The organism is Oscillibacter hominis, from assembly GCF_014334055.1.
GTDB lineage: Bacteria > Bacillota > Clostridia > Oscillospirales > Oscillospiraceae > Oscillibacter > Oscillibacter hominis.
The window spans coordinates 1,748,177-1,770,691 of the sequence record NZ_CP060490.1; the positions used below are offsets into that span (position 1 = coordinate 1,748,177).

The following is a 22,515-nucleotide window of genomic DNA, read 5'->3' on the forward strand; positions in this document are numbered from 1 at the left end:
AGCTCCATTCTTTCCGTATAATAAAGCACAATTGAAGACTTGTGATAGAGGCGCGGCATCCAGGAGTACGTTCCATTAAACGACAGGCATCGGGAACGGAAAGGGGCTGCCGCCGAGGTTTCCCCTGACAGCTGCCTGGCGGGGGGATTCCGGGCCGTGGGAGAACATCCTGCGGACTGTCATCGCGCCGGTAACGGGCGATGGAGTGCTATCATGATCGCATACGACTATTGGCACCATTGCGCCCACCTGTATGAAGTCATGATAGAAATCATGGCTTCAAATTTTTTTACAGGAGGGTTTTTTCATGCACAGCACAAACCGAAGAAGAATCGTATCCCGCATCATCCTGGCCGCAGCACTGGTGCTGCTGGTCACCGTATCCGCCCTGGCGGCCGACGCCTCTCAAAAGATGGTGGACTGCCCTGACTGCCAGGGCTACGGCATCTGCATGAGCTGCTATGGCACCGACGCTGCCTGCGAAAGCTGCGGCGGGTCCAATGTCTGCGCCACCTGCGGCGGCGCAGGCCAGGTGGCCGCTTCCAGCAACTACTATGAGTCCGCCTGGGCCCTGGTCCCCCCGGTCATCGCAATCGGCCTGGCGCTGATCACCAAGGAGGTCTACTCCTCGTTGTTCATCGGCATTTTGGTGGGCGGCATGCTCTACTCCAACTTCAGCTTTGAGGGCACCGTGCTCCATGTGTTCCAGGACGGAATCGTCTCCGTGCTCTCCGACGGCTACAACGTGGGCATCCTCATCTTCCTGGTGGTTTTGGGTGCCATGGTGTGTCTGATGAACAAGGCCGGCGGCAGCGCCGCGTTCGGCCGCTGGGCGGCAAAGAACATCAAGAGCCGGGCGGGCGCCCAGCTGGCCACCATTGTCTTGGGCTGCCTTATTTTCATCGACGACTACTTCAACTGCCTGACCGTGGGCTCTGTGATGCGCCCGGTCACTGACAAGCACAATGTCTCCCGTGCAAAGCTGGCCTATCTCATCGACTCCACCGCCGCGCCCATCTGCATCATCGCGCCCATCTCCTCCTGGGCCGCCGCCGTCTCCGGCTTTGTGGACGACGGCTCCGGCCTGGCCCTCTTCATCCGCGCCATCCCCTTTAACTTCTATGCGCTTTTGACCATCGTGACCATGGTCTGCCTGGTGGGATTCAAAATGGATTACGGCCCCATGGCGGCCAACGAGTCCAACGCGCTGGCAGGCGACCTCTTCTCCGGCGCCAACCCCTATGCCGGCATGGATGACGATGTACCTGAAAACAAGGGCCGGGTCATCGACCTGGTGCTGCCCATCCTGGTGCTGGTGGCCTGCTGCATCGTGGGCATGATCTACTCCGGCGGCTTTTTCTCCGGCGCAAGCTTTGTGGACGCCTTCTCCGGTTCCGATGCGTCGGTGGGCCTTATGCTGGGTTCCTTCTTCGGCCTGGTCTTCACCATGGCGTTCTACCTCATCCGCCGCTCCATGAGCTTCAAGGAGATCATGTCCAGCATCCCCGAGGGTTTCAAGGCCATGGTGCCCGCCATCATGATCCTGACCTTCGCCTGGAGCCTGAAGGCCATGACCGATTCCCTGGGCGCCCGTGAATTCGTGGCCGCCGTGGTCAAGGCCTCTGCGGAGAACTTCATGATGTTCCTGCCCGCCATCGTGTTCGTCATCGGCTGCCTGCTGGCCTTTGCCACCGGCACCTCCTGGGGCACCTTCGGCATCCTGATTCCCATCGTGCTGTTCGTGTTCCCCCTGGACAGCGGCAATCCCCTGTCCATCGTGTGCGTGTCCGCCTGCATGGCCGGCGCTGTCTGCGGCGACCACTGCTCCCCTATCTCCGACACCACCATCATGGCCTCCGCCGGTGCCCAGTGCGATCATGTGAGCCACGTGTCCACTCAGCTGCCCTATGCCGTCACTGTGGCAGCGGTCAGCTTTGTCAGCTACCTCATTGCCGGCCTAATCCCCAATGCCCTGGTGGTGCTGCCCATCTCCGTAGTGCTGATGGTTTTGGCGCTGATGGTCATCCGCTCTGTTCATGGCAGAGGAGCTCCCAAAAAGGCCTCTGAACCTGCCACGGCCAACAACTAAAGGCAAAAAAGGCTGTGCCTGAAAAGCACAGCCTTTTTTACGGCTCATGTAAAACAGCAATTTCACTTCATGGGTTCAATTGGCTGCCAAATCCCAGGCCTTTTCCCGCCTGACTGCGGTCATCAAAAGAGGAGGACAAAAGGAGCGGCGCTTACTGCGCCGCTCCTTCCTTTTATCCGATTCCGCCAAATACGCTGCCTAACACCAGAACCAGGAGCGTAAGGCCGCAAAACCCGTACTTGCTCATGGGCTCAAATGCCTTTCCCAAAGGCCGGGCCGCCCCCTGGTCGATCTGGGAGCGGACAAAGTTCTTTCCGCACACCCAGAAAAACAGGACGCCCGCTAACAGCGCCCCAATGGGGCAGAGGTAAATGGAACACACGTCCATCCAGCCGGACACAATGCCCTCCACACACACGCCCACCACGGCGCCCACCGCGCCCACGGCCGCAACCGCCTTGCGCCGGGAGAAGCCAAACCGGGTTTGCAGCGCTTCGATGGGGGACTCAAAGAGGTTGATGAGCGAACTCAGCCCTGCAAACAGCACGGCTACGAAGAAGACAATCATCACGATCCTACCGCCGGGCATCTGCTTAAAAACGCCCGGCAGATAGATGAACATCAGTCCCGGTCCGCTTTGCGTGGCGTCCACGCCGGCGATGGTCATGGCGGGGATGATGGCCAGCGCGGCGATCAGCGCGGCCAGTGTGTCGAACAGCGCCACATTCCTGGCGCAGAAGGGGATGTCCGCGTCCTTTTTCAAGTAAGAGCCGTAGACCAGCGTGCCGGAGCCGGCCAGCGACAGGGAGAAAAATGCCTGTCCCAATGCATAGAGCCAGGTCTTGGGGTTGAGCAGGGCGCCCCAGGACTCCGGTACAAAGAGGTAGCGGTAGCCGGCGCCGGCACCGCCCAAGGTGGCCACATAGACCGCCACACCGATGAACAGGAGGAAAAAGAGGGGCATCATGATCCGGTTGGCCCGCTCAATCCCGGAGGAAATGCCAAACACCATGATGGCAAACACCACACCAAGGCCCGCCAGTTGCCAGCCCACACTGCCAAACGCGGAGGCCGTCGCGCCGAAGGCAGCTTCGAACCCTCCCACAGACGCGGGCACCAGGGCAGAGCCGGTGATGGCCCCGGCGGCGTATTTCAAAATCCACCCCACCACAACGGAATAACCGATGGCAAGCGCCAAACTGCCCAGCACCGGAATCAGCGCCAGCGCCTCTCCCAGGCGCCTGCCCCTTCCGGAGCGCTCCGTGGCTTTTCCAAAGGCCACAAGGGGCCCCGCCTCCATGGCCCGGCCAAAGGCCATCTCCCCGATGACCCCGGTGTAGCCGATGACCACCACACAGATAAAATAGGGGATCAGGAAAGCTGCGCCGCCGTATTGGGACACCCGGGCGGGAAACAGCCAGATATTGCCCATCCCCACCGCGGAGCCGATGCAGGCCACAATAAAGCCCCACTTCCCCGTAAACTGATCTCTTTTCTCCATCGTCCTCTCTCCCTCTTCGATCACAGCAGCGTGTGAATCTGCGATTCCCCCACCACCGTGATGCCGTTTTTGCGCAAAAGCTCCGCCGTCACGCCGTCCCCTGCTGTCAGGATATGCCGGAAGGTTCCGTCGTAAATCTGCCCGGCGCCGCAGGACGGGCTGCGCTCCTTGAGCACCGCCACTGTGCAGCCCTGCTCCCGGGCAATACGCAGCGCCTGCTCCGCTCCCCGGCAATAGGCCTCCGTCACATCGTCCCCCTCCTGGTTGACCACCCGTTCCCCCTGCCGCTCCGCAGGCGGCCGGGGCGTGGGCAGGCCGCCCAAACACTCCGGGCAGACCGGCACCAGGCGGCGGCGCTCCCCCAGGCGTATGAGCTCAGGAAGCGCTTTCCCAGTCCCATCATACCGGCAGCACCTGCCCAGTAGGCAGGCACTCACCAAAACCGGGCCCGTCATCGGATCCGCTCCCCATTGAGCACCGCCAGCACCAATGTATCCCCTTCATACTGGAGTTTTAAGGAGAAAAAAGGCACCTCCTGCTCCAACAGGGAGTGAAAAATCCTATCGCCCTCCCACTGGGGCAGGGCCATCAGCCGATCCCGGTCAATCCACTCCAAGTCTCCCTCATCGCACTCGATCAGCTCCCCGGTGAAGTCGTCGGCGGTAAACAGGTGCATGTACTCCGTCTCATAGAGGTTGGAGACAAAGGTGACCAGGCCCCGGTATCTCATGCGCTTCAGCGTCAGGCCCGTCTCCTCCTTGGCCTCCCGGAGCATGCAGTCCTCCGGGCTCTCCTTGTCCTCAAATTTCCCGCCGATCCCAATCCACTTGTCGTGGTTGAGATCGTTCTTCTTTTTGACACGGTGCAGCATCAGGTACTGTCTGCGCCCCTCAACCGTGCGTTCAATATATCCCAGTGTGGTATTCCGCATTGATATCCCTCCCGCCGGTCCGGCCGGCTGCGTGTCCTATATATTATAATAAGGTATCCACCTCGTCAAAGAGCAGCATCCGATCCATGCCGAGGCCGCTGATGAGGCAGCGCTCCTTCCGGTTTCCCACAAGCTGTTCCATCCAGTCCACAAAGCCCCCGTCCCCCACCTCAAAGGTCTCGCCGTGGGCGGTCCGGTAAATCTTGAAGTTCAGACCCTTGTAGTAGGCGTTCTCCTCCTGCTCCTCTATCTGCACCGGAAGTTCCGGCAGTTCCTCCTGGACAAAGGCTTTCATGGCCTCCAAAAATCCGTCGGGGTCGCTGTAGCCTGCCCGGCGGCGCAGTGTCAGCGACATCTGCGTACCGTACAGTGCCTGACAGCACCGGAGCTGGCGGCGCAGCAGCGCCTTTTCGCAGCTATATCCGCCGGCGGAATCCCGGCCCCGCGAGACCATGCAGAAAATGCCGAAGTGCGGCAGCATCCCCTTGCCGGAAAAATTCTGCCCTCTGACCACCCGTGCGGTGGTACAGAGGTGGAGTTCTTCAGAACCGGCGCCTCCTTTGATCCTTGCTCCAAGCTCCAGGGCCAGAGCATTGGTTGGGTCCGCCAGTACCTCCAGTCCTCGCCCCGCGCCGACCACATTGTTCTGATCCACACACCCGAACACGGAGCAGCTTCCAAAGGGCGATACCGGCGAGAGCAGAACACTTTCAAAGCCCTGCTTCTCCGCCAGGGCCAAAAGCGCAGCCTCCAGGCGGTGAAACTTCAGGGCGTTCAGAGGGCTGGGCCGGACAAACCGGCTCTGCTCATATCGCCTGAGCACATCCGGCGCTGTGAGCCGTTCCGCACGGAGGTGGTCCAGCGCCAGCTGCAGACTGCTCCACTCGGATTGGGACAGCTCCGCCAGCCCCTCCAGCAGCGGTTTCCCCTCCGCCTTCTTGATGATTTTGTTCAAGCCGCGGTCTTTCTGCATTCCTTCCCCCTCCCTTCCATTCGTTTGGTTTTTTTATCATAGCCCAGTTCCCGTTCTTTAGCAACCGCTTTTCCCAATTTTCACTGTCAGATCATGCAAAATTCCGCTCCCTCTTTTGTTAACTTTTGTTGAATGCTCTATTATATTAGGGTCGCTTATCCCAGGTATTTGTTAAAATGTGATAAGAAATGTTGACAGTGCGGGAAAGTGGTGATAAAATGCAACTGTTGAAAAGGTCAATAGGCGGGCTTGCCGGACAGGTTTGAAGTTTGTAGAGAAGAAATGCTATAAATGGAGGCTTGGCGGCAGGCTTTTTTGTTGTCTGGAGGATTGAAATGAACTACAAAGCACATTTGGTGGAGTCCGGAAAACGGATGCTCCACAAGGGCCTTACGGTGGAGACGTGGGGCAACATCAGTGTCCGTGACCCCGAAACCGGTCTTGTGTACTTAACGCCCTCGGCCATGCCCTACGACACGCTGACCGATGAGGATATCGTGGTCATGCGGCTGGACGGCACTGTGGCGGAGGGCCGTAGAAAGCCCACCATCGAGGTGGGGATGCACCTGGGAATTCTCAACGCCCGGCCGGAGGTCAACGCCGTCATCCACACCCACCCCTTGTACTCCCAGGTTTTTGCCTGCCTGCATCAGCCCATTCCGCCCATCATCGACGAGGCGGCCCAGGCTTTGGGCGGAACGGTCTACCCCACGCAGTACGCCCTGCCCGGCAGCGAAGAGCTGGCCCGGAACGTGGTCGCTGCCCTGGGGGATGCTGGGACGGCATGCCTCATCGCCAACCACGGCGCCGTCTGCGTCGGAAAGGATATGGATCAGGCGTTCAAGGTGTGCACGGTGCTGGAGATGACCGCCCAGATCTACCAGATGTCTCTGGCGGTGGGCACCCCCCACGTCATTTCCGATGCGCAGGTCGCGTACATGAAGGACTTTGTGGAACACCACTACGGACAGGACAAAGCGTGATCGGAGCAAACGCTATGAAGCCTCTGCCATACACCAGGAAAAAAGAAATATTGGAGATGCTCAAGCGCAATGATTTTCTTGACATCAACCAGTTGTCCCAGAAATTCAACGTCTCCTATATGACCATTCACCGGGACCTGAAGGAGCTGGAGGACGAGGGGATGGTGTCCCGGATTTACGGCGGCGCCGTGGTCAGCGATTCTGTCCGGAGCGCCTCGGACGCTCCCGCCCCCTCCGCTGATCTCACTTTGGAGGAGCGGTTCCGCGTCTGCCAGGAGGAGAAAAAAGCCATTGCCCGGGCGGCCGCGGCCTATGTGGAGGACGGGGAGATCATTGGCCTGGACGCCAGCACCTCCGCCTTGCAGATGTGCCCCCTGCTCCACGAAAAGCGCATCACCGTGGTGACAAATGGCTTGAATGTGGCGCTCCAGTTTTCCGATTCAGAGACGGTCAGCGTCATGGTGGTGGGCGGGCTGCTGCGCAAGTCCTCCTTGTCCCTGAGCGGCCTGCGGGATCAGGAACTGCTGCAGCACATCAACATCAGCAAGTGCTTTTTCTCCGCCACGGCCCTCTCCTTTGAAAAGGGCATGATGGAGCTGAACTACGAGGAATCGGAATCCAAGCGGGAGCTTTTAAAGCGGACGGACAAACTTTTTGTGCTGGCGGACCACACCAAGTTGGGCGCTTCCGCCCCCTATGTGGACTGCACCTATGAGCAGATTTACGCCCTGGTCACGGACCGCTGGCCCAATGCCAGCCAACGGCAGGCGGACTGCCTGCGAAACTTTGAGCAAAGCGGCGTCCGCGTCATCTACGGCACCCAAGTATAAGAGGAGGAATACCATGGAAGAAATCAAGCAGGTTACCCATATCGACAATGTGAAGCTGTCTGATGACAAAAAGAGCGTTGTCATCATTGACCAGACTCAGCTGCCCAACCGCATGGTCTATCTGACATTGAACCAGTTGGAGGACTGCTATGAGGCCATTTTGAAGCTGAGGGTCCGGGGCGCTCCGGCCATCGGCATTTTTGCCGGCTACGCCATGTATGTGCTGAGCCAGCAGTATGCGGACAAGCCCTACGACGCCTTTGCCGCGGAGTTCCACCGGCAGAAGGAGTACCTCAATTCCTCCCGGCCCACCGCCGTGAACCTGAGCTGGGCACTGAACCGCATGGAGAAGGTCGTGGCCGGCAACGCCTCCTCCGGCGTGGGGGAGATCGTGGAACTGCTGGGCCGCGAGTGCGTCAAGATCCACGAAGAAGACATTGCCATGTGCCGCAAGATCTCCGAATACGGCCTCTCCCTGCTCCACGAGGGAGACGGCATCCTGACCCACTGCAACGCCGGCCCCCTGGCCACCTCCCGCTACGGCACCGCCATTGGCCCCATGCTGTTAGGCAAGGAGCAGGGCATGAACTTCCACGTCTTCTCCGACGAGACCCGGCCTCTGCTCCAGGGCGCCCGGCTCACCTCTTTTGAACTCCAGAAGGCTGGCGTGGATGTAACGCTCATCTGCGACAACATGGCCAGCATTGTCATGAAAAACGGGTGGGTCAATGCCTGCTTCGTTGGCTGCGACCGCATCGCCGCCAACGGCGACTTTGCCAATAAGATCGGCACCTCCGGAGTGGCCATCCTGGCCAAGCACTACGGCATCCCCTTCTACACCCTGGGGCCCACCTCCACCATCGACATGAACTGCCCCACCGGCGACGATATCAAGATCGAGCTGCGGGATCCTGAGGAGATCAAAGAGAAGTTCTACGTCGAGCCCATGGCCCTCAAGGAAGTTAAGTGCTACAACCCCGCTTTCGACGTCACCGACCACACCCTGGTCACCGGCATCATCACGGAAAAGGGCATCTGCTATCCCCCCTTCACCGAGAGCCTGAAGAAGCTCTTTGATTGATTTCCTTTGGTTTTATAGTCGAAAGACTGTAAAAATAAAGAAGCATTGGACTATGAAAGGAGTATCCCAATGAAAAAGAAGTTCAAGGTATTTCTGGCAATCTTGTCTCTGGTGGCCATCGTCGCGTCTTTGAGCGCCTGCGGCGGCAACGGCGGCAGCGCATCCGGCTCCGGTTCCGCAAGCGGCAGCGGCAGTGGCAGTGGCAGCGCCGAGGCCACTGGCCTGAAGATCTGCATCATCACCTCCTCCGGTATCGACGACGGTTCCTTCAATCAGAACTGCTACGAGGGCATCCAGGCCTTTGTCGCCGAGCACTCCGACTGCACGGTCACCGACATCAAGGAGAGCGATTACAACGAGCTGGTTCCCACCGTGGACCGCGTGGCCGGCGACTATGACGTCTTCGTCCTGCCCGGCTTCAACTTCACCGCCATCGGCGACATTGCGGCCGCCAACCCCGACAAGTACTTCATCGTGGTGGACTCCACCATCACCGACAGCCAGGGTACTGCCCTGAATGCCGCTGACCTGGGCAATGTGTACACCATGACCTTCTCCGAGCAAGAGGGTGGCTTCTTCGCCGGCCTGGCCGCCGCCCTGACTACCAAGAGCAACAAGGTGGCCGTGGTCAACGCCATGGCGTATCCCTCCAACGTCAACTATCAGTTCGGCTTCATGTCCGGCGTGAATTACGCCAACGCCCACTACGGCACCACCGCCGAGTATGTGGAGCTGCCCTCCTACGCCGGCGTGGATGTCAACGGCAACAACGTTGGCGGCAACTACATCGGCGACTTTGCCGACGAGGCCACCGGCAAGGTGGTGGGCGAGGCCCTGATCAATGAAGGCTGCGACGTCCTGTTTACCGCTGCCGGCGCCGCCGCCAACGGTACCTTCACCGCCATCAAGGAAGCCTCCGATGTGTATGTCATCGGCTGCGACGTGGATCAGTTTGACGACGGTGCCGCCGGCGACCGCAACATCATCCTGACCTCCACCCTGAAGGTCATGGACGTCAACGTCCAGAAGCAGCTGGAAGCCATCTATGACGGTACCTTCGTCGCCGAGGACGCCTTCCTGGGCGCCGATACCGACTCCTCCAGCTATGTCTCCGAAGAGGGCCGCCAGCAGCTGAGCGACGACGCCCTTGCGAAGATGGCCGAGTGCTATGAGCTGGTCAAGGACGGCACCATCGTTCCCGCCTCCAACTTCAACGGCTATACTCCCACCGATTTCCCCGGCCTCAAGTAAGGCGTAAGAAAGGAAAGGCTATGACAAAATCCTCCATTTCCGCCAGCATCTCCGTTACGGATGCGGAGATTGCCAAGGTCGTTCTGATGCCCGGCGATCCGCTGCGCGCCAAGCATGTGGCGGAGCACTATCTGGAAAACCCCGTTTGCTTCAACACCGTGCGCAACATGCTGGGTTACACCGGCACCTACCGCGGCAAGAAGATTTCCGTCATGGGCAGCGGCATGGGCATTCCCTCCATGGGTCTCTATGCCACCGAACTCTACACCCAGTTTGACGTGGACGCCATCATCCGCATCGGCTCCGCCGGCGGCCTGTCCGACCAGGTCAAGCTGCGGGACGTGGTCGTGGCCATGGCGGCTTCCACCAACTCCAACTATGGCGCGGCCTACAACATGCCCGGCTACCTGGCTCCCGCCGCCAGCTATGATATGCTGGCCCACAGCGTGGAAGCGGCCAAGAAGCTGAACGTCAACGCCGTGGTGGGCACGGTCTACACCTCCGACCATTTCTACTATCCCCGCCCGGAGATCAACCAGCAGCTGCGGGACCTGGGCCATCTGGCAGTGGAGATGGAGACCGCCGGCCTCTACTGGACCGCAGTGGGCTGCCACAAGAAGGCGCTGAGCATTCTGACCATTTCCGACCACCTCTTCACCGGGGAAGCCCTGTCTGCAGAGGACCGGCAGGAGTCCTTCCACGAGATGATGGAGGTTGCTCTGGAGGCGGCCTGGCAGAGCGTCGAATAAACCTCTTATGCTGCCCCTCCCGCCGAACCTGACGGAAGGGGCAGCGTCAAATCCCATATGAGAAGCAAGGGGAGGTAACATGGAAGATTACATTGTGGAAATGCGCCACATCACAAAGCGCTTTCCGGGCATTGTCGCCAACGACGACGTAACGATCCAGGTCAAGCGCGGCGAGGTCTACGCGCTCTTGGGAGAAAACGGCGCCGGCAAATCCACGCTGATGAGCATGCTGTTCGGCATGTATGAGCCGGACATCGGGGAGATTTACATTCAGGGGGAGAAGGTCAAATTCCGCTCCTCCAACGACGCCACCGCCCACAACATCGGCATGGTGCATCAGCACTTCAAACTGGTGGATAACTATACCGTGGCCGAGAACATCGTCCTGGGTGTGGAACCCATGAAAAAGTTGTTTGGCGTCCTCCCCTGCGTGGACATCAAGACCGCCAACCGTGAGATTGCGGAACTGTCCAAAAAGTTCGGCCTGGAGGTCAACCCCACCGACAAGATCGAGGACATCCCCGTCTCCGTCCGCCAGCGTGTGGAAATCCTGAAGATGCTCTACCGCAAGGCGGAAATCCTGATTTTCGACGAGCCCACCGCCGTCCTGACCCCTCAGGAGATCGAATTTCTTCTGAAAATCATCGACGAACTGCGCAAGGGCGGCAAAACCATCATCCTCATCACCCATAAGATCGAGGAGATCAAAAAGATTGCGGACCGCTGCGCCATCTTGTACCGCGGCAAATTGGTGAACGTGCTGGACGTGAAGAGCACCTCTTCCCAGGATATGGCCAACATGATGGTGGGCCGCCAAGTGGACTTCAACCCTGCCAAGAAGCCTGCCGACTACCGGGGCACCGTGCTGGAGGTCAAAAACCTCACTGTCCGCAACGCCAACAAGTTTGACGTGGTGAAGGATGTTTCCTTCCAGATCCGCGCCGGCGAGGTCTTTGCCATTGCAGGCGTCTCCGGCAACGGGCAGGTGGAGGTGGCCGATGCCATCGCCGGGCTGACAAAGGCCCACAGCGGCTCCATCACCCTTGGAGGCAAGGACATCACCGCACTCTCCATCCGCCAGCGGACGGAGGCCGGCATCTCCTACATCCCTGAGGACCGGCAGGGCGTGGGCGTGTTCCTGGACTTCAACCTGGGGGACAACCTGGCCCTTCGGAAGTACTACAAAGCACCCTTTTCCAAAAACGGCATTTTACAGTTCAATGAATTTGAGAAGAACGCCAACGAACTGATCGACCGCTACGACATCCGCTGCGGCCAGGGACGCAAGACCTCCCTGCGCTCCATGAGCGGCGGCAATCAGCAAAAGGCGATTATCGCCCGTGAGATTGAGGAGCACGCCAAGCTCATCATCTTTGTCCAGCCCACCCGCGGACTGGACATCGGCGCCATTGAAAACATCCACCGTCAGATTTTAGAGGAGCGGGACAAGGGCACCGCCATTTTGCTCATCTCCCTGGAGTTGGACGAGATCATGGAGCTTGCCGACACCATCGGTGTCATCTACAACGGCCAACTTCTGAAAATCGCCGACGCCTCTACATTGACCTCTCACGACGTGGGCAAATACATGATGGGGGTGAAGGAAGCATGAAAAAGAAAAACCGGCTCGCGTCCATCCTGGACAGCGAAAAATGGTCCTCCATCAGCGTCCCCATCCTCAGCATTCTCCTGAGCCTGATCTGCGCCAGCGTCATCCTTCTGGTGATGGGCAAAAATCCCCTGGTGGCCTTTCTCAGCTTTCTCCAGGGCTCCGGCTTCCTGCCCAAGTTAAGCTACGGCGGCGGCAGCGGCATGCTGACCGACCTCTTCACCTTCCTGAACATCCTGGCTCCCATGTTGCTGGCCTCCCTGGGCTTCATCGTGGGCTTCAAGGCGGGGCTGTTCAACATCGGAATCGCCGGACAGATGCTGGCCTCTGGCTTCCTGGCCACCGCTCTCATCGGCTACAGCGGCCTGGACGCCTACCTGGCCAAGCCCCTGGTGATCCTGGTGGGCATTGTGGCCGGCGGCGCGCTGGGCGCGTTCGTGGGCTTTTTGAAGTACAAGTTCAACATCCACGAGGTGGTCTCCACCGTGATGCTGAACTATATCATCAGCTATCTCACCGGCTTTTTTATCAACGGGTACTATGCGGATATGCTGACCCGTTCCATGCGGATCTGCTCCGATGCCTCCCGTCTCACCTGGATGAACGTCCAGATCGGCGGCGTCAAGTGCAACGTGCCCCTGGGCATCGTGCTGGCCATCGCCGCGGCCTTTCTGGTCAAGTTTATTTTTGACAAGACCGTGTTCGGCTTTGAGCTGAAGGCCGTAGGCATCAACGCCAGATGCGCCCGGTACGCCGGTATCAAGGTGGGACGGCGCATCGTCATCTCCCTGATGCTCTCCGGCATGCTGGCGGGCCTTGCTGGCGTGACCTACTACTGCGGCTATTACAACACCATCGTGCCCAAAACCCTGGCCAGCATGGGTTACGATGCCATCGCCGTGGCGCTGTTGGGCAACTCCAGCCCCATCGGCTCCATCTTCGCGGCCATCCTGATCACCATTTTCCAAAACGGAAGCAACTACATGAGCTCCACCTTAGGCGTGGCCAAGGAAGTCGCCTCCATGATCACCGGAATTTTGCTGCTCTTCTCCGCCTGCGGCGGGTACTTCCGCTTTATGGCCCATCGCCGCCTGGAGCGGGCGGTGGACGAGGCCGCCATTGCCGCCAAGGCCGCCCAGCTTCAGGAGGAGCAGGCCCCCGCTTCCGACGGATCCGCAGCGCCCGGGGAGAATCCGCCGGGCGGGGATTCGGAGTATCCCGGAAAGGAGGCAAGCAGGAATGGATAAAGTATTTATTGACGGCCTCTCCTTTGCCGCTCCCCTGTTCGTCATGGCCATGGGCGGCATCTACTCGGAAAAAAGCGGCATCACCAACCTGGCCGTTGAGGGCTTCCAGGGCTTCGGCGCCTTTGTGGGCGCGCTGATCGCCGTTCTCCTCATGCCCATCCTCGGCGACGGCTCCCAGGGTGTGATCTACATCGCCATGCTGGCCGCCTTCATTGGCGGCGGGCTCTATGCCTGCATCCACGCATTGCTGTGCATCAAGTTCCGGGCCAATCAGGTCATCAGCGGCGTGGTGGTCAACATCCTGGCCGTGGCCCTGACCACCTTCCTCACCAGCACAGTGAACAAGGCCCTCACCGGCGGACAGTCCTCCAACAAGTTCATCCTTGGCGTGTCCGACCGCTTCACCATCCCCGTGCTCAGCGACATCCCCGTCCTTGGCGCCCTGTTCCAGAACATGTATCCCTTTGAGTTTGTTATCCTGGGCCTGGCCATCCTGGCCTGGTACCTGATGTACGAGACCCGCTTCGGCATGCATCTCAGGGCCTGCGGTGAGAACCCTCAGGCCGTTGACGCCGCAGGCGGCAACGTGGGCCGCACCCGCTTTCTCGCGGTGATGATCTCCGGCGCCCTCTCCGGCGTGGGCGGCATCTGCTACGCCTACTCCATTTCCGCCAACTTCTCCCCCAACATCTATATGGGCTACGGCTACCTTGCCATCGCGGCCATGATCTTCGGCAACTGGAACATCCTGCCCACAGCCGCAGTCTGTCTGTTCTTCGGCCTGGCCAAGTCCGGCGGATACCAGCTGTGCCTGAGCATGGGCCTCTCCAGCAACTATTCCGACCTGTTCATGATGCTGCCCTACATCCTGACACTGATCCTGCTGACCTTCTTCTCCAAGAAGAACCACCCGCCCAAGGCAGCAGGCGAGGTCTACGACAAGGGCAAGCGGTAAGGAGGCATTTATGCGAGCAGCCATCATCGGCACCGGCGGCATCGCCCACACCCACGCGCAGTCCATCCGTTCCCTGGGCCATTCAGCCTCCCTGGTGGTGGGCCACACCCTTCCCTCCGCCCAGCGGTTTGCCGGTGAATACGGCTGCGAATGCTTTACCGACACGCTGACGGAGGAGCAGCTCAAAAAGGTGGACTGCGTCCACGTCTGCGCCCCGCCGGAGCGTCACTACGAACTGGTGAAGCTGTGCCTTGAATCGGGCAAGCACGTGCTGTGCGAAAAGCCCCTGTCCCTGCGCTATGAGGACGCCAAAGAGCTCTCAGCCCTGGCTGAGGCCAAGGGTGTGGTGGCAGCGGTGGACTTCAACAACCGGTTTTATCCCACCTGTACCCAGGTCCGCGGCCTGGTGGCGGAGATGGGCGATCCGGTCCTGATCCACGGCCACTACCAGCAGGAGTTCAACATCCTCCCCTGCCCCTACTCCTGGCGCTACCGGGAGGCCACCCGGGCCACCTCGGAGATCGGCTCCCATTTCATCGACCTGATGCGCTATCTCACCGGCCTGGAGGTGGAGGCTGTCAGCGCCGTGTTCCAGACCCTCCAGCCTGAGGGCCGGGTCCGGGACGGCCTCCTCTACCCCGACGGGGAGGGAGAGGCGGTCACCGTCTCCAACGAGGATACGGCCGTGGTCACCTTCCGCCTGAGCGGCGGGGCCGTGGCCAGCGCGGTGTTCTCCGAAATCTCCCCGGGCCGCAGCAACGATCTGTCCCTGGAAATTCTCTCCGCCTCCCGGTCCGTCTCCTGGTGCAGCGAATCACCTTATCAGGTGGTCACCGGCGAGAAGGCAAAGGGGCTCACCTGCCGGACCAGCGCCTTTGGCGGCGGCTTTACCGACACATTCACCGACTGCTTCCGCGCCTTCTATTGCGCGGTGGAAACCGGCCTGCGGGACCCCAGGCTGGCCACCTTCCGGGACGGCGCCGTCAACACCCTGATCTGCAGCTGCATCGCGCAGAGCGCCCACAACGGCGGCACGTTCGTCCCTGTGCGGGAATAATCAAAAAGCTCCGTGTTCAAAAGAACACGGAGCTTTTTGATTGGACCGGGTTTAAAAAATCAAATGGAGGCAACGGCGAATCGCATTCGCGCCCATAAAACTGTACGCCATCTCTTTCATGATCTACTACCGTTCCAGCCGCTTGGAGAGCCTCAGCAGCTTCCCGCCCATGGGCAGCTCCAGCAGCTGTCGGTCGGCAAAGCAGTGCAGCCGCAGCAGGAGATAACCGTAGGCGGCCACGGACAGCACAATGGCCGCTATCAGCGTCAGGACCCTCGGGCACCCAATCAGGTGCAGCAGGGCACTGCTGCACCAGGTGACCACGCCCATGGCCAGCGCCGACACAAGGGGCACGGCAAAGGTGCGGCCTGGCTTGAAGCGGTAGCGCAGCTCCCGGCTCAGGGCCCGGCAGTTAAGGAGCGACACCAGCAGGGGAAAGGTGACGTTTCCCACGATCAGCGCGTAAACGCCCCAGTTGGTAAAGCGCAGCAGCAGATAGACCAGCGCCGCGTGAATCGCCAGCGAGACGGCGCAGTGACGCACCGGCAGCCCCATGTAGTCGCTGGCCTGGAGGATGGCGGTGGTAATGGTGGAAAGGGCATAAAATACTGCCGCGGAGGAGCCAGCCTGGAGCAGGTGGGCCGCCAGGGCCTCCTTTTCCCCCAAGCTGGTGAACAGCAGGTCCATGATGGGCCTGGCCAGCACAGCCAGCCCCACCGCGGAGGGGATGGCAACGGCCATGTTCAGCTTCAGCACCGCCGTGATCTTCCGGTGGGACTCCCGCCGGTCCCGGCGCACCGAGGCGCTGACAATGCCGGGCACGGTGGAGGCCGCCATGGCACTGGCGATGGACACCGGCAGGTTCACCAGCTGGTTGTACTGGGTGTTGAACACCCCCTGCAGCGCCTGGTACTCCTCCTTCAAAAACCCTTTCGACGCCATCACGTTGGCAAAGATGAGGTCGTCCAAGGTATAGCCGATCTGATAAATGGTCTGGCTCAAGACCACGGGGATCACCGTCAGGATCAGGGCGCGGTAGATGAGGGCGTGATCCTCCGCCGGGGCCTCCTGGAGCCCTTCCGGCTCCCGGCTCCGGAAAAACAGCGTCACCACAAAGGCCAGGCCCACTGCGGCTCCGGCCAAGGTACCAATGGTGCCGCCGGCGGCGCCGTAGGCGTCCACCGCGACGTCTGCGGCAAAGACCCGGGTCAGCTGCCACGCCGCCAGCACGCTGACCACGGCGTTGACGATCTGCTCTAAAACCTGGGAAACAGCGGTGGGCACCATGTTTCCGTGGCCCTGGAACCAGCCCCGGAAGGTGCCCAGGAAGGCCACCACAAAGGTGGTGGGTGAAAGAATCCGCAGCGGCTTGGCAAGCCCCGGCTCCTTGTAGACGCCCTCCAGGGCGTCCGCGCCGAACCACAGCACCAGCGCCGCCACGCCGCCTGCGGCGGCGGCAAAGAGCAGCGTATCCCAAAAGGCCCTGCGGGCGTTTTTTGCCTCGTTTTTTGCAAGGCGGGAAGAGACCAGCTTGGAGACCGCCAAAGGCATGCTCAGCGAGGAAAGGGTCAGGGCGATGTTGTAGATGCCGAAGGCCACGGAGTAGATGCCGTTGCCCACATTCCCCAGCAGGTTTGCCATGGGGATTCGATAGGCAAAGCCAATGAGCTTGGTCAGGATTCCCGCAAAAGCCAAAATACTGCCCTGAAGCAGCATCCTGCGTTCGGTCGACATCTCTCCACCTCCTTTTTGTGACAACTTATTCTAAGGCGCCGGCCGGGTAAAGTCAAGACAGACGCAAAAAGGGGCGGCGCCTTCCCGGCCCGCCGCCCCGCCTCGCCAATCCTCTCACTGCCTCCGCCCGCGGAAGAGTAAGCCCACAATCATAAAGACAGCGAACATCAGCAGATAGTAAAGCACCCGTACTCCATGGGCGGCAAAGGCCGCGTACACCATGAACAAACAGCTGAGCACGCCCAGGGCCGGCATGAGGAAGCGCTTGAAGGCGTTCAGCTCCTTTTCCTTCCGCATCATCTGGACAAAAATGGGGATATACATGGCATAAAGCGTGACAATGGGCAGCTCCGCGGAGTCAAAGCCAAACGCGCCAAACCACCTTGGCTCCGCCAAATTGGCGCCGTAGAAAAACAACAGCCAGAAGGCGGAGTACAGCAGCGCCATGGTGGCGGAGTTGGCGGGCATGTTGGTGGCCGGGTCCACTTGTTCGAACACATCGGGCCGGGGCCCCCAGTTCCGTGCGCCCAGGGCATAGCTGGCCCGGCAGCAGGCCAGCATCAGGCCGTTCAGCGTGCCCAGGCAGGAAATCACGATCAGCACAAAGACCAGCGTCCCCGCCACAGGGCCGAAGGTGCGCTGGAAGGCCATCTTGGCAGCGGCTTCTCCGCTGGCCATCAGCTCCTCCGTGGTGACGGCTCCGCCCAGGCCGATATAGTAAAAGAGATAGGTGGCCACCACGATGCAGGCGCCGATCACCAGCGCCCGGGGCAGGTTGCGCTTAGCGTCTTTCAGTTCAGCATTGATGGAGGTGGCCAGGATCCAGCCCTCATAGGCAAAGGCCACCGCCACCACGGAGGCCATCAGACCGGTGCCCGTATCCACAGCGGAGGAGGCAGCGGCGGTAAAGTTTTCGTGCAGCTGTCCGTTGGCAAGGCCCATCACCGTTCCCACCACCGCCATCAGCACCAGGGGCACCATCTTGGCCACGGTGGTGGTCACCTGGAATTTGCCCGCTATCCGGGGCGACAGGGCGTTGACCGCATAATCGGCGCAGAGGAAAAAGCATGCGATGACCATACAGGAGCCGCCCGTGATGTCCCATCCCAGCAGCACGCACAGATACCGGGCGGAGACCCAGGCCAGAACGGACACCAGCCCCGGGACGTACACGGACGCTGCAAACCACCCCATGGCGTAAGCATAGCCCTGGCCCATGGTGACCTCCGCATAATCCACCAGGCCGCTCACACGCTCATAGCGGGTGGCCAGGGTGGCAAAGACATAGGAACAGATCATCATGATGGCGCCGACGATCAGCCATGCGGCAATGCCCAGCGGCATATTCCCTCCCGTGGCGTTCAGCACCGCCTCGGCTTTGAAGAATACGCCGGAGCCAATGACAATTCCCACCACCATGCAGATTGCCGTGGGCAGCCCGTATCGCTTTTGTAACTCCATATCTCTCTTTCTCCCTTTTTTGATTCTCTTCTGCGGCAAAGACTACGATAGTATACCACCAATCTATTTTTTGCACAAGATTGTTCCCTATCTCTTTTTTTCATTTGGCATTTATAGCCAAGTAAAAAAAGACGGCGGAAATTCCGCCGTCTTTTTCCCTTATTTGAGGCCCATGCCCTGCAACAGGTCCTGCACCCCCTGGGGAGAAGTACCCATCTCCTTCAGGGAGCCATAGGCTCTTCCGGTGGCCTCCCGCACCTGGCCAAGCACTCCCTCCTCGTCATAGGTGCACTCCGCCTGGCGGAGGGAGCCGTCCTCCGCCGGATAGGTCCAGCTCACCTGATCCAGGTTTCCAATCAACGCGATCAGCACCGGCGCATAGCGGTTCATTTCTCTGTCCAGAACCTGGGGGTCCTCCGGTGACTGCCGGAAATTGAGCTGCAGCCCATAGGGCCGCTCCCCGGTCCCCAACTCAATGGAGAAATTCCCCAATTTATCTCCAACCCTCAGAGCAAACAGCACGTCCACACAGCCCGGCGCATCCCCCACATAGGGGGTTGCGGTGTCGAACAGCCGATAGGCCCAGGCGGACGCGCCAAGCTGCTCCAGGGCGTCGTCCATCGGCTTGGTGGAGGTGATCAGCCGCAGCGCTGCCACAACACCGTTGTCCTTCAGCCCCTCCGGACCGCCTGCGTCCAGGTCCTCTGGTCCGAAGGGCCTGAGGCCCTTCGTGGCGTCCTCCGTCAGGCTGATCAGATAAATCGTGCAGCTGCCGTCCGCCGGCAATTCCACCCTCCCGGACCTTAAATTCAGGGCCTTGGACAGCATAGCGCGATAGTCCCGCTCAGGAATGCCGGAGGGCATGGAGGCCACCGCGGAGCCATCCTTTTGCAGCCAGTGCGGCTGCGTCCAGCCTTCCATCTCGTATCCAATCTCTAAAGTCCCTTGATCGGGCCGTTGCCCGGTGATGAAGTCCGTTGCTGCAAGTACTCTTCCGGAGATCAGCTGTCCATTGTCATAGACCTCCTCATAGAGAAACATAGACCGCACATCCCGGCTCACAGAGTAGGAGAATTTAGTCATGTCAAACCCATCGTTGGTCTCTGTTTCTCCGCCGCGAACCCAGCCCGTCCCCGCGCTTCCATTGCCAAGGCACACTATAATAGCAAAAATACATACTATAATCGCCAAAAATGCCACTCTTGGCGTCTCCCGCTTCCATCGGAGCACATTCTTGACCCGCTTCCTGGCGTCTCCCTCCCCAAAGGCCAGCAGGCCGGCGGCCGGGATGCGGCGGGTCGTGGCAAAGGAGACAAGCGACATGCTGTACCCCTTTTTGATCCCGACGCCCAGCCGTCCCAGCACCGATTCGTCGCAGCTCATCTCCATGTCCCGGTTCATCAGATAGTAGCACGCCCACACCAATGGGTTCATCCAATACACGGACGCCAGCAAGTAGGCGATCAGCCGCACCAGATGGTCGGCACGCCGGATGTGGCAGCGCTCGTGGTCAAGCACATAGCTCCGCTCCTCTCCCTCCAGGCGGAAGGGGATGTAGATTCTGGGCCGGATCAGCCCCATGACAAATGGCGTGGCCAAAACGTCGCTCTCATAAACATTGCCCTCCAGGTGCACCGCCGTGGCCATGCGCCTTTTGAGCCTCACATAGACGATCAGGCTGCGCGCCAACAGCATGCAGACCCCCGCGGCCCACACCAGGGCCAGCCACGCGCTCCAGTCCGGGACATCGGCAGCGGAAGAAGCCGCTTCTTTCAGGGTTTGGGCGCCTCCAGTCATCACCGGGACTATCCCGTAGTCCACCCTGGACACACCGGCGGCCACCCGCTCCGTAGTCGCCGGAAGAGCCTGGGGCAGCAGGGCCGTCACGCCGGCCTCGGTGCCAAGCACACCGGTGAGGGCCACGGGGCACACCAGCCGGAACCCCACCGCCAGCCACAGCGCATAACTGTACCTCTTCGGCGCCCGGCAAAGCGCCAGCCGCAGCGCTGCCACGATCAGGATCACCGGCACCGCCGTCAGGCTCATCTGGATGAGCTCACCGAACACGGCAGTTAAAATGCTCATATCTCTCCCTCCTTATGGGCGTCAATGAGGCGCTTGAGCTCCTCCGCCTCCTGGGCGCTGAGCGTCTTTCCGCTCATAAAAGCGCTGAAAAAGGAGGGCAGGGAACCGCCGAAGGCGCGCTCCACAAAGGCGTCGGATTCCACGGCCTGCACCTGCTCCCTGGGGATCAGCACGGTGACGATGGCCTCTTCATTGCGCACCAACCCCTTTTCGCAAAGCTTTTTCAGCGTCGTGTAGGTGGTGGACTTCTTCCATCCCAACTCCTCGCGGCAAAGCTCCACCAGGCGGCCTGAGCCCACCGGGGCATTGTCCCACACCACCTGCATAAACCGGTATTCACTGTCACATAGCTTCTCCATAGGCTCCTCCTTGGTCTATAACTATCGACCTATGCTGAGTCTATAACAATAGACCTCTTTTGTCAAGCCTTATCTTGCATCTTTTCCCTGCCTGATTTACAATGGAGAAAAGGAGTTGATGGTATGCGCGTTGCGTTGATTCAGCTGGCCGGAGGCAGCGGCGATAAAAAAGCCGATATTGCCCTGGCCTGTGAAAAAATCCGGGAGGCTTCCGCCCAGGGGGCGGACATTGCCGTACTGCCGGAGATGTTCTGCTGCCCCTATGAAACTTCCGCCTTCCGCTCCTATGGCGAGGCGGAGGGCGGCGAGGCCCAGGCGGCCCTGTCCTCCCTCTCCAGGGAGCTGGGGCTCTATATTGTGGGCGGCTCCGTGCCGGAGTTGGAGGGGGATCGGATCTACAACACCTCTTATGTCTACGGCCGGGATGGAGTCCAGCTGGCCAGGCACCGGAAGGTCCACCTCTTCGACATCGACGTGGAGGGGGGCCAGCGGTTTATGGAGTCGGACACGTTGAGCCCCGGCAGCCAAATCACCACCTTTGAGACGGAGTTCGGCACCATGGGGCTTTGTATCTGCTTTGATTTCCGGTTCGAGGAACTGGCCCGGCTGATGGCCCTGCGGGGCGCAAAGGTGCTGTTTGTCCCTGCGGCCTTCAACATGACCACCGGCCCGGCCCATTGGGAGCTGATGTTCCGTCAGCGCTCCGTGGACAACCAGTGCTTCACCGTGGGCGTCTCCCCTGCCCGGAACGAATCCGCCTCCTATGTGGCCTACGGCAACTCCATGGCCGTGGACCCCTGGGGCACGGTCCTCACCCGCTGCGGTGGCGAACCCTGCATCCAGTACGTGGATTTGGATTTGAGCCGCGCGGACTCCGTGCGCCGCCAGCTGCCCATCCTCTCTGCCCGTCGGACAGACCTCTACGAGATCAAAGAAGTATGAGCGGTGTATTTGAACAGGTCTATGCCCTTGTACGCCAAATTCCGCCGGGGAAGGTTGCCACCTACGGCCAGCTGGCCCACCTCATCGGCCGGCCCCGGGGCGCCCGGCTGGTGGGCTATGCCATGAGCGCCTGCCCTTCCAGCGCCGGTGTGCCCTGCCACCGGGTGGTGAACCGCTTCGGCGGCACCACCGCGGCGTTCGACACGTTTGGCCCCGGCACCCAGCGGGCCCTCCTGGAAGCGGAGGGCGTGGCCTTTACGCCGGAGGGCTGCGTAGACCTCTCCCTTCATCTTTGGCAGCCCCTCTTTTAGTAGATGCGTGAGAAAAGAACGGCAGCACCGGAAGATTCCAGTGCTGCCGTTCTTTTCTCAGTCACATCTCATAGTCCACCGCCACCCGGTCTTCCCGGATGGACTTGCAGAGGCTGGAAACCGCCACATGGCGGGGGTCCTTCTTGTAGACCGCCAGGTCCTCCAGGCTCTCAAACTCCGACACCAGCACGGCATCGTAGTTGCCCTCCCCCACATTGACGGCAACCTCGCTCTTTTTGAGCTGCGGGATCACTCCCTGCAAGCCCCTCAGCCCCTCCAGGAATTGGGCCTGCTCTGCCTGCGTCCCGGGACGGAATTTCCACATCACAATATGCCGAATCATCTTTCATCCTCCTTGTGAAAAAGG

At 60.3% G+C, this 22,515-nt stretch carries 21 protein-coding genes and 1 riboswitch; of the genes, 12 read left to right on the forward strand and 9 right to left on the reverse strand.

The features are described from left to right. Nucleotides 1-37: 37 nt before the first annotated feature. A riboswitch (Lysine riboswitch) is annotated at nucleotides 38-219 on the forward strand. 88 nt (nucleotides 220-307) lie between these two features. After that, nucleotides 308-2,089, forward strand: a complete 1,782-nt coding sequence (locus tag H8790_RS08720) for a Na+/H+ antiporter NhaC family protein (protein ID WP_243208468.1) — start codon at nucleotides 308-310, stop codon at nucleotides 2,087-2,089. A 172-nt stretch (nucleotides 2,090-2,261) separates the two neighbouring features. Here the strand turns inward: H8790_RS08720 and H8790_RS08725 are convergent, their stop codons facing one another. From H8790_RS08725 to H8790_RS08740, 4 genes are read right to left on the reverse strand one after another with little or no spacing between them, the layout of a single operon-like run. Continuing rightward, complete coding sequence (locus H8790_RS08725; RefSeq protein WP_187332154.1) at nucleotides 2,262-3,590, reverse strand: sodium-dependent transporter; 1,329 nt, start codon at nucleotides 3,588-3,590, stop codon at nucleotides 2,262-2,264. 20 nt (nucleotides 3,591-3,610) lie between these two features. Continuing rightward, nucleotides 3,611-4,045, reverse strand: coding sequence for a DUF523 domain-containing protein (locus H8790_RS08730; protein WP_187332155.1), 435 nt, complete (start codon nucleotides 4,043-4,045; stop codon nucleotides 3,611-3,613). After that, on the reverse strand, nucleotides 4,042-4,521 hold the full coding sequence (locus H8790_RS08735) for an NUDIX hydrolase (RefSeq protein ID WP_187332156.1): 480 nt from the start codon (nucleotides 4,519-4,521) through the stop codon (nucleotides 4,042-4,044). Before H8790_RS08735 ends, H8790_RS08730 begins: the two co-directional genes overlap by 4 nt. Before the next feature lie 43 nt (nucleotides 4,522-4,564). After that, nucleotides 4,565-5,494 carry a hypothetical protein gene (locus H8790_RS08740; protein WP_187332157.1) on the reverse strand — a complete coding sequence of 310 codons (930 nt, stop codon included), beginning with the start codon at nucleotides 5,492-5,494 and terminating at the stop codon, nucleotides 4,565-4,567. A 335-nt stretch (nucleotides 5,495-5,829) separates the two neighbouring features. On the opposite strand from H8790_RS08740, the gene H8790_RS08745 reads away from it, so the two are divergent. The 9 genes from H8790_RS08745 to H8790_RS08785 all read left to right on the forward strand — a co-directional run bounded on the left by H8790_RS08745 (nucleotide 5,830) and on the right by H8790_RS08785 (nucleotide 15,256). Then, entirely contained in the window at nucleotides 5,830-6,477 is a 648-nt protein-coding gene (locus tag H8790_RS08745) for a class II aldolase/adducin family protein (RefSeq protein WP_187332158.1), read from the forward strand. Nucleotides 6,478-6,491: 14 nt separating this feature from the next. Further along, on the forward strand, nucleotides 6,492-7,307 hold the full coding sequence (locus tag H8790_RS08750) for a DeoR/GlpR family DNA-binding transcription regulator (RefSeq protein WP_187332159.1): 816 nt from the start codon (nucleotides 6,492-6,494) through the stop codon (nucleotides 7,305-7,307). Nucleotides 7,308-7,320: 13 nt separating this feature from the next. Continuing rightward, complete coding sequence (gene mtnA, locus H8790_RS08755) at nucleotides 7,321-8,388, forward strand: S-methyl-5-thioribose-1-phosphate isomerase (protein WP_187332160.1); 1,068 nt, start codon at nucleotides 7,321-7,323, stop codon at nucleotides 8,386-8,388. 69 nt (nucleotides 8,389-8,457) lie between these two features. Further along, nucleotides 8,458-9,639, forward strand: coding sequence for a BMP family lipoprotein (locus tag H8790_RS08760; protein ID WP_187332161.1), 1,182 nt, complete (start codon nucleotides 8,458-8,460; stop codon nucleotides 9,637-9,639). A gap of 20 nt (nucleotides 9,640-9,659) precedes the next feature. Beyond that, nucleotides 9,660-10,388: a purine-nucleoside phosphorylase gene (gene deoD / locus H8790_RS08765; protein ID WP_187332162.1), complete on the forward strand. Its 729-nt coding sequence runs from the start codon at nucleotides 9,660-9,662 to the stop codon at nucleotides 10,386-10,388. A 79-nt stretch (nucleotides 10,389-10,467) separates the two neighbouring features. After that, nucleotides 10,468-12,000, forward strand: a complete 1,533-nt coding sequence (locus H8790_RS08770; RefSeq protein WP_187332163.1) for an ABC transporter ATP-binding protein — start codon at nucleotides 10,468-10,470, stop codon at nucleotides 11,998-12,000. Continuing rightward, on the forward strand, nucleotides 11,997-13,244 hold the full coding sequence (locus H8790_RS08775) for an ABC transporter permease (protein WP_187332164.1): 1,248 nt from the start codon (nucleotides 11,997-11,999) through the stop codon (nucleotides 13,242-13,244). The genes H8790_RS08770 and H8790_RS08775 overlap by 4 nt, the downstream gene beginning before the upstream one ends. Further along, nucleotides 13,237-14,199, forward strand: coding sequence for an ABC transporter permease (locus tag H8790_RS08780; protein WP_187332165.1), 963 nt, complete (start codon nucleotides 13,237-13,239; stop codon nucleotides 14,197-14,199). Before H8790_RS08775 ends, H8790_RS08780 begins: the two co-directional genes overlap by 8 nt. A 10-nt stretch (nucleotides 14,200-14,209) precedes the next feature. Beyond that, nucleotides 14,210-15,256, forward strand: coding sequence for a Gfo/Idh/MocA family protein (locus H8790_RS08785; protein WP_187332166.1), 1,047 nt, complete (start codon nucleotides 14,210-14,212; stop codon nucleotides 15,254-15,256). A 126-nt stretch (nucleotides 15,257-15,382) separates the two neighbouring features. On the opposite strand, the gene H8790_RS08790 is transcribed toward H8790_RS08785, so the two are convergent. The 4 genes from H8790_RS08790 to H8790_RS08805 all read right to left on the reverse strand — a co-directional run bounded on the left by H8790_RS08790 (nucleotide 15,383) and on the right by H8790_RS08805 (nucleotide 20,895). Further along, nucleotides 15,383-16,990 carry a putative polysaccharide biosynthesis protein gene (locus H8790_RS08790; RefSeq protein ID WP_187332167.1) on the reverse strand — a complete coding sequence of 536 codons (1,608 nt, stop codon included), beginning with the start codon at nucleotides 16,988-16,990 and terminating at the stop codon, nucleotides 15,383-15,385. A 114-nt stretch (nucleotides 16,991-17,104) separates the two neighbouring features. Next, nucleotides 17,105-18,451, reverse strand: coding sequence for an APC family permease (locus H8790_RS08795; protein ID WP_187332168.1), 1,347 nt, complete (start codon nucleotides 18,449-18,451; stop codon nucleotides 17,105-17,107). 159 nt (nucleotides 18,452-18,610) lie between these two features. Then, entirely contained in the window at nucleotides 18,611-20,536 is a 1,926-nt protein-coding gene (locus H8790_RS08800; RefSeq protein WP_187332169.1) for a M56 family metallopeptidase, read from the reverse strand. Next, nucleotides 20,533-20,895, reverse strand: coding sequence for a BlaI/MecI/CopY family transcriptional regulator (locus H8790_RS08805; protein ID WP_187332170.1), 363 nt, complete (start codon nucleotides 20,893-20,895; stop codon nucleotides 20,533-20,535). Before H8790_RS08805 ends, H8790_RS08800 begins: the two co-directional genes overlap by 4 nt. Before the next feature lie 123 nt (nucleotides 20,896-21,018). Between H8790_RS08805 and H8790_RS08810 the strand changes: the two genes are divergently transcribed. Further along, nucleotides 21,019-21,837 carry a carbon-nitrogen hydrolase family protein gene (locus H8790_RS08810; protein ID WP_187332171.1) on the forward strand — a complete coding sequence of 273 codons (819 nt, stop codon included), beginning with the start codon at nucleotides 21,019-21,021 and terminating at the stop codon, nucleotides 21,835-21,837. After that, the gene (locus H8790_RS08815) at nucleotides 21,834-22,148 is read left to right on the forward strand and encodes an MGMT family protein (protein WP_187332172.1); all 315 of its coding nucleotides are present in this window, start codon (nucleotides 21,834-21,836) and stop codon (nucleotides 22,146-22,148) included. The genes H8790_RS08810 and H8790_RS08815 overlap by 4 nt, the downstream gene beginning before the upstream one ends. A 61-nt stretch (nucleotides 22,149-22,209) precedes the next feature. On the opposite strand, the gene H8790_RS08820 is transcribed toward H8790_RS08815, so the two are convergent. Further along, the gene (locus H8790_RS08820) at nucleotides 22,210-22,491 is read right to left on the reverse strand and encodes a Dabb family protein (protein WP_187332173.1); all 282 of its coding nucleotides are present in this window, start codon (nucleotides 22,489-22,491) and stop codon (nucleotides 22,210-22,212) included. Between the last annotated feature and the right edge of the window lie 24 nt (nucleotides 22,492-22,515).

Bases quoted from the DNA above. Each gene is read 5' to 3' on its own strand.
- H8790_RS08820 (WP_187332173.1), bottom strand. From the start codon at position 22,491: ATGATTCGGCATATTGTGATGTGGAAATTCCGTCCCGGGACGCAGGCA.
- H8790_RS08775 (WP_187332164.1), top strand. From the start codon at position 11,997: ATGAAAAAGAAAAACCGGCTCGCGTCCATCCTGGACAGCGAAAAATGG.
- H8790_RS08780 (WP_187332165.1), top strand. From the start codon at position 13,237: ATGGATAAAGTATTTATTGACGGCCTCTCCTTTGCCGCTCCCCTGTTC.
- H8790_RS08760 (WP_187332161.1), top strand. From the start codon at position 8,458: ATGAAAAAGAAGTTCAAGGTATTTCTGGCAATCTTGTCTCTGGTGGCC.
- H8790_RS08815 (WP_187332172.1), top strand. From the start codon at position 21,834: ATGAGCGGTGTATTTGAACAGGTCTATGCCCTTGTACGCCAAATTCCG.
- H8790_RS08800 (WP_187332169.1), bottom strand. From the start codon at position 20,536: ATGAGCATTTTAACTGCCGTGTTCGGTGAGCTCATCCAGATGAGCCTG.
- H8790_RS08745 (WP_187332158.1), top strand. From the start codon at position 5,830: ATGAACTACAAAGCACATTTGGTGGAGTCCGGAAAACGGATGCTCCAC.
- mtnA (WP_187332160.1), top strand. From the start codon at position 7,321: ATGGAAGAAATCAAGCAGGTTACCCATATCGACAATGTGAAGCTGTCT.
- H8790_RS08750 (WP_187332159.1), top strand. From the start codon at position 6,492: ATGAAGCCTCTGCCATACACCAGGAAAAAAGAAATATTGGAGATGCTC.
- H8790_RS08805 (WP_187332170.1), bottom strand. From the start codon at position 20,895: ATGGAGAAGCTATGTGACAGTGAATACCGGTTTATGCAGGTGGTGTGG.
- H8790_RS08725 (WP_187332154.1), bottom strand. From the start codon at position 3,590: ATGGAGAAAAGAGATCAGTTTACGGGGAAGTGGGGCTTTATTGTGGCC.
- deoD (WP_187332162.1), top strand. From the start codon at position 9,660: ATGACAAAATCCTCCATTTCCGCCAGCATCTCCGTTACGGATGCGGAG.
- H8790_RS08720 (WP_243208468.1), top strand. From the start codon at position 308: ATGCACAGCACAAACCGAAGAAGAATCGTATCCCGCATCATCCTGGCC.
- H8790_RS08740 (WP_187332157.1), bottom strand. From the start codon at position 5,494: ATGCAGAAAGACCGCGGCTTGAACAAAATCATCAAGAAGGCGGAGGGG.
- H8790_RS08730 (WP_187332155.1), bottom strand. From the start codon at position 4,045: ATGACGGGCCCGGTTTTGGTGAGTGCCTGCCTACTGGGCAGGTGCTGC.
- H8790_RS08795 (WP_187332168.1), bottom strand. From the start codon at position 18,451: ATGGAGTTACAAAAGCGATACGGGCTGCCCACGGCAATCTGCATGGTG.
- H8790_RS08770 (WP_187332163.1), top strand. From the start codon at position 10,468: ATGGAAGATTACATTGTGGAAATGCGCCACATCACAAAGCGCTTTCCG.
- H8790_RS08735 (WP_187332156.1), bottom strand. From the start codon at position 4,521: ATGCGGAATACCACACTGGGATATATTGAACGCACGGTTGAGGGGCGC.
- H8790_RS08785 (WP_187332166.1), top strand. From the start codon at position 14,210: ATGCGAGCAGCCATCATCGGCACCGGCGGCATCGCCCACACCCACGCG.
- H8790_RS08810 (WP_187332171.1), top strand. From the start codon at position 21,019: ATGCGCGTTGCGTTGATTCAGCTGGCCGGAGGCAGCGGCGATAAAAAA.
- H8790_RS08790 (WP_187332167.1), bottom strand. From the start codon at position 16,990: ATGTCGACCGAACGCAGGATGCTGCTTCAGGGCAGTATTTTGGCTTTT.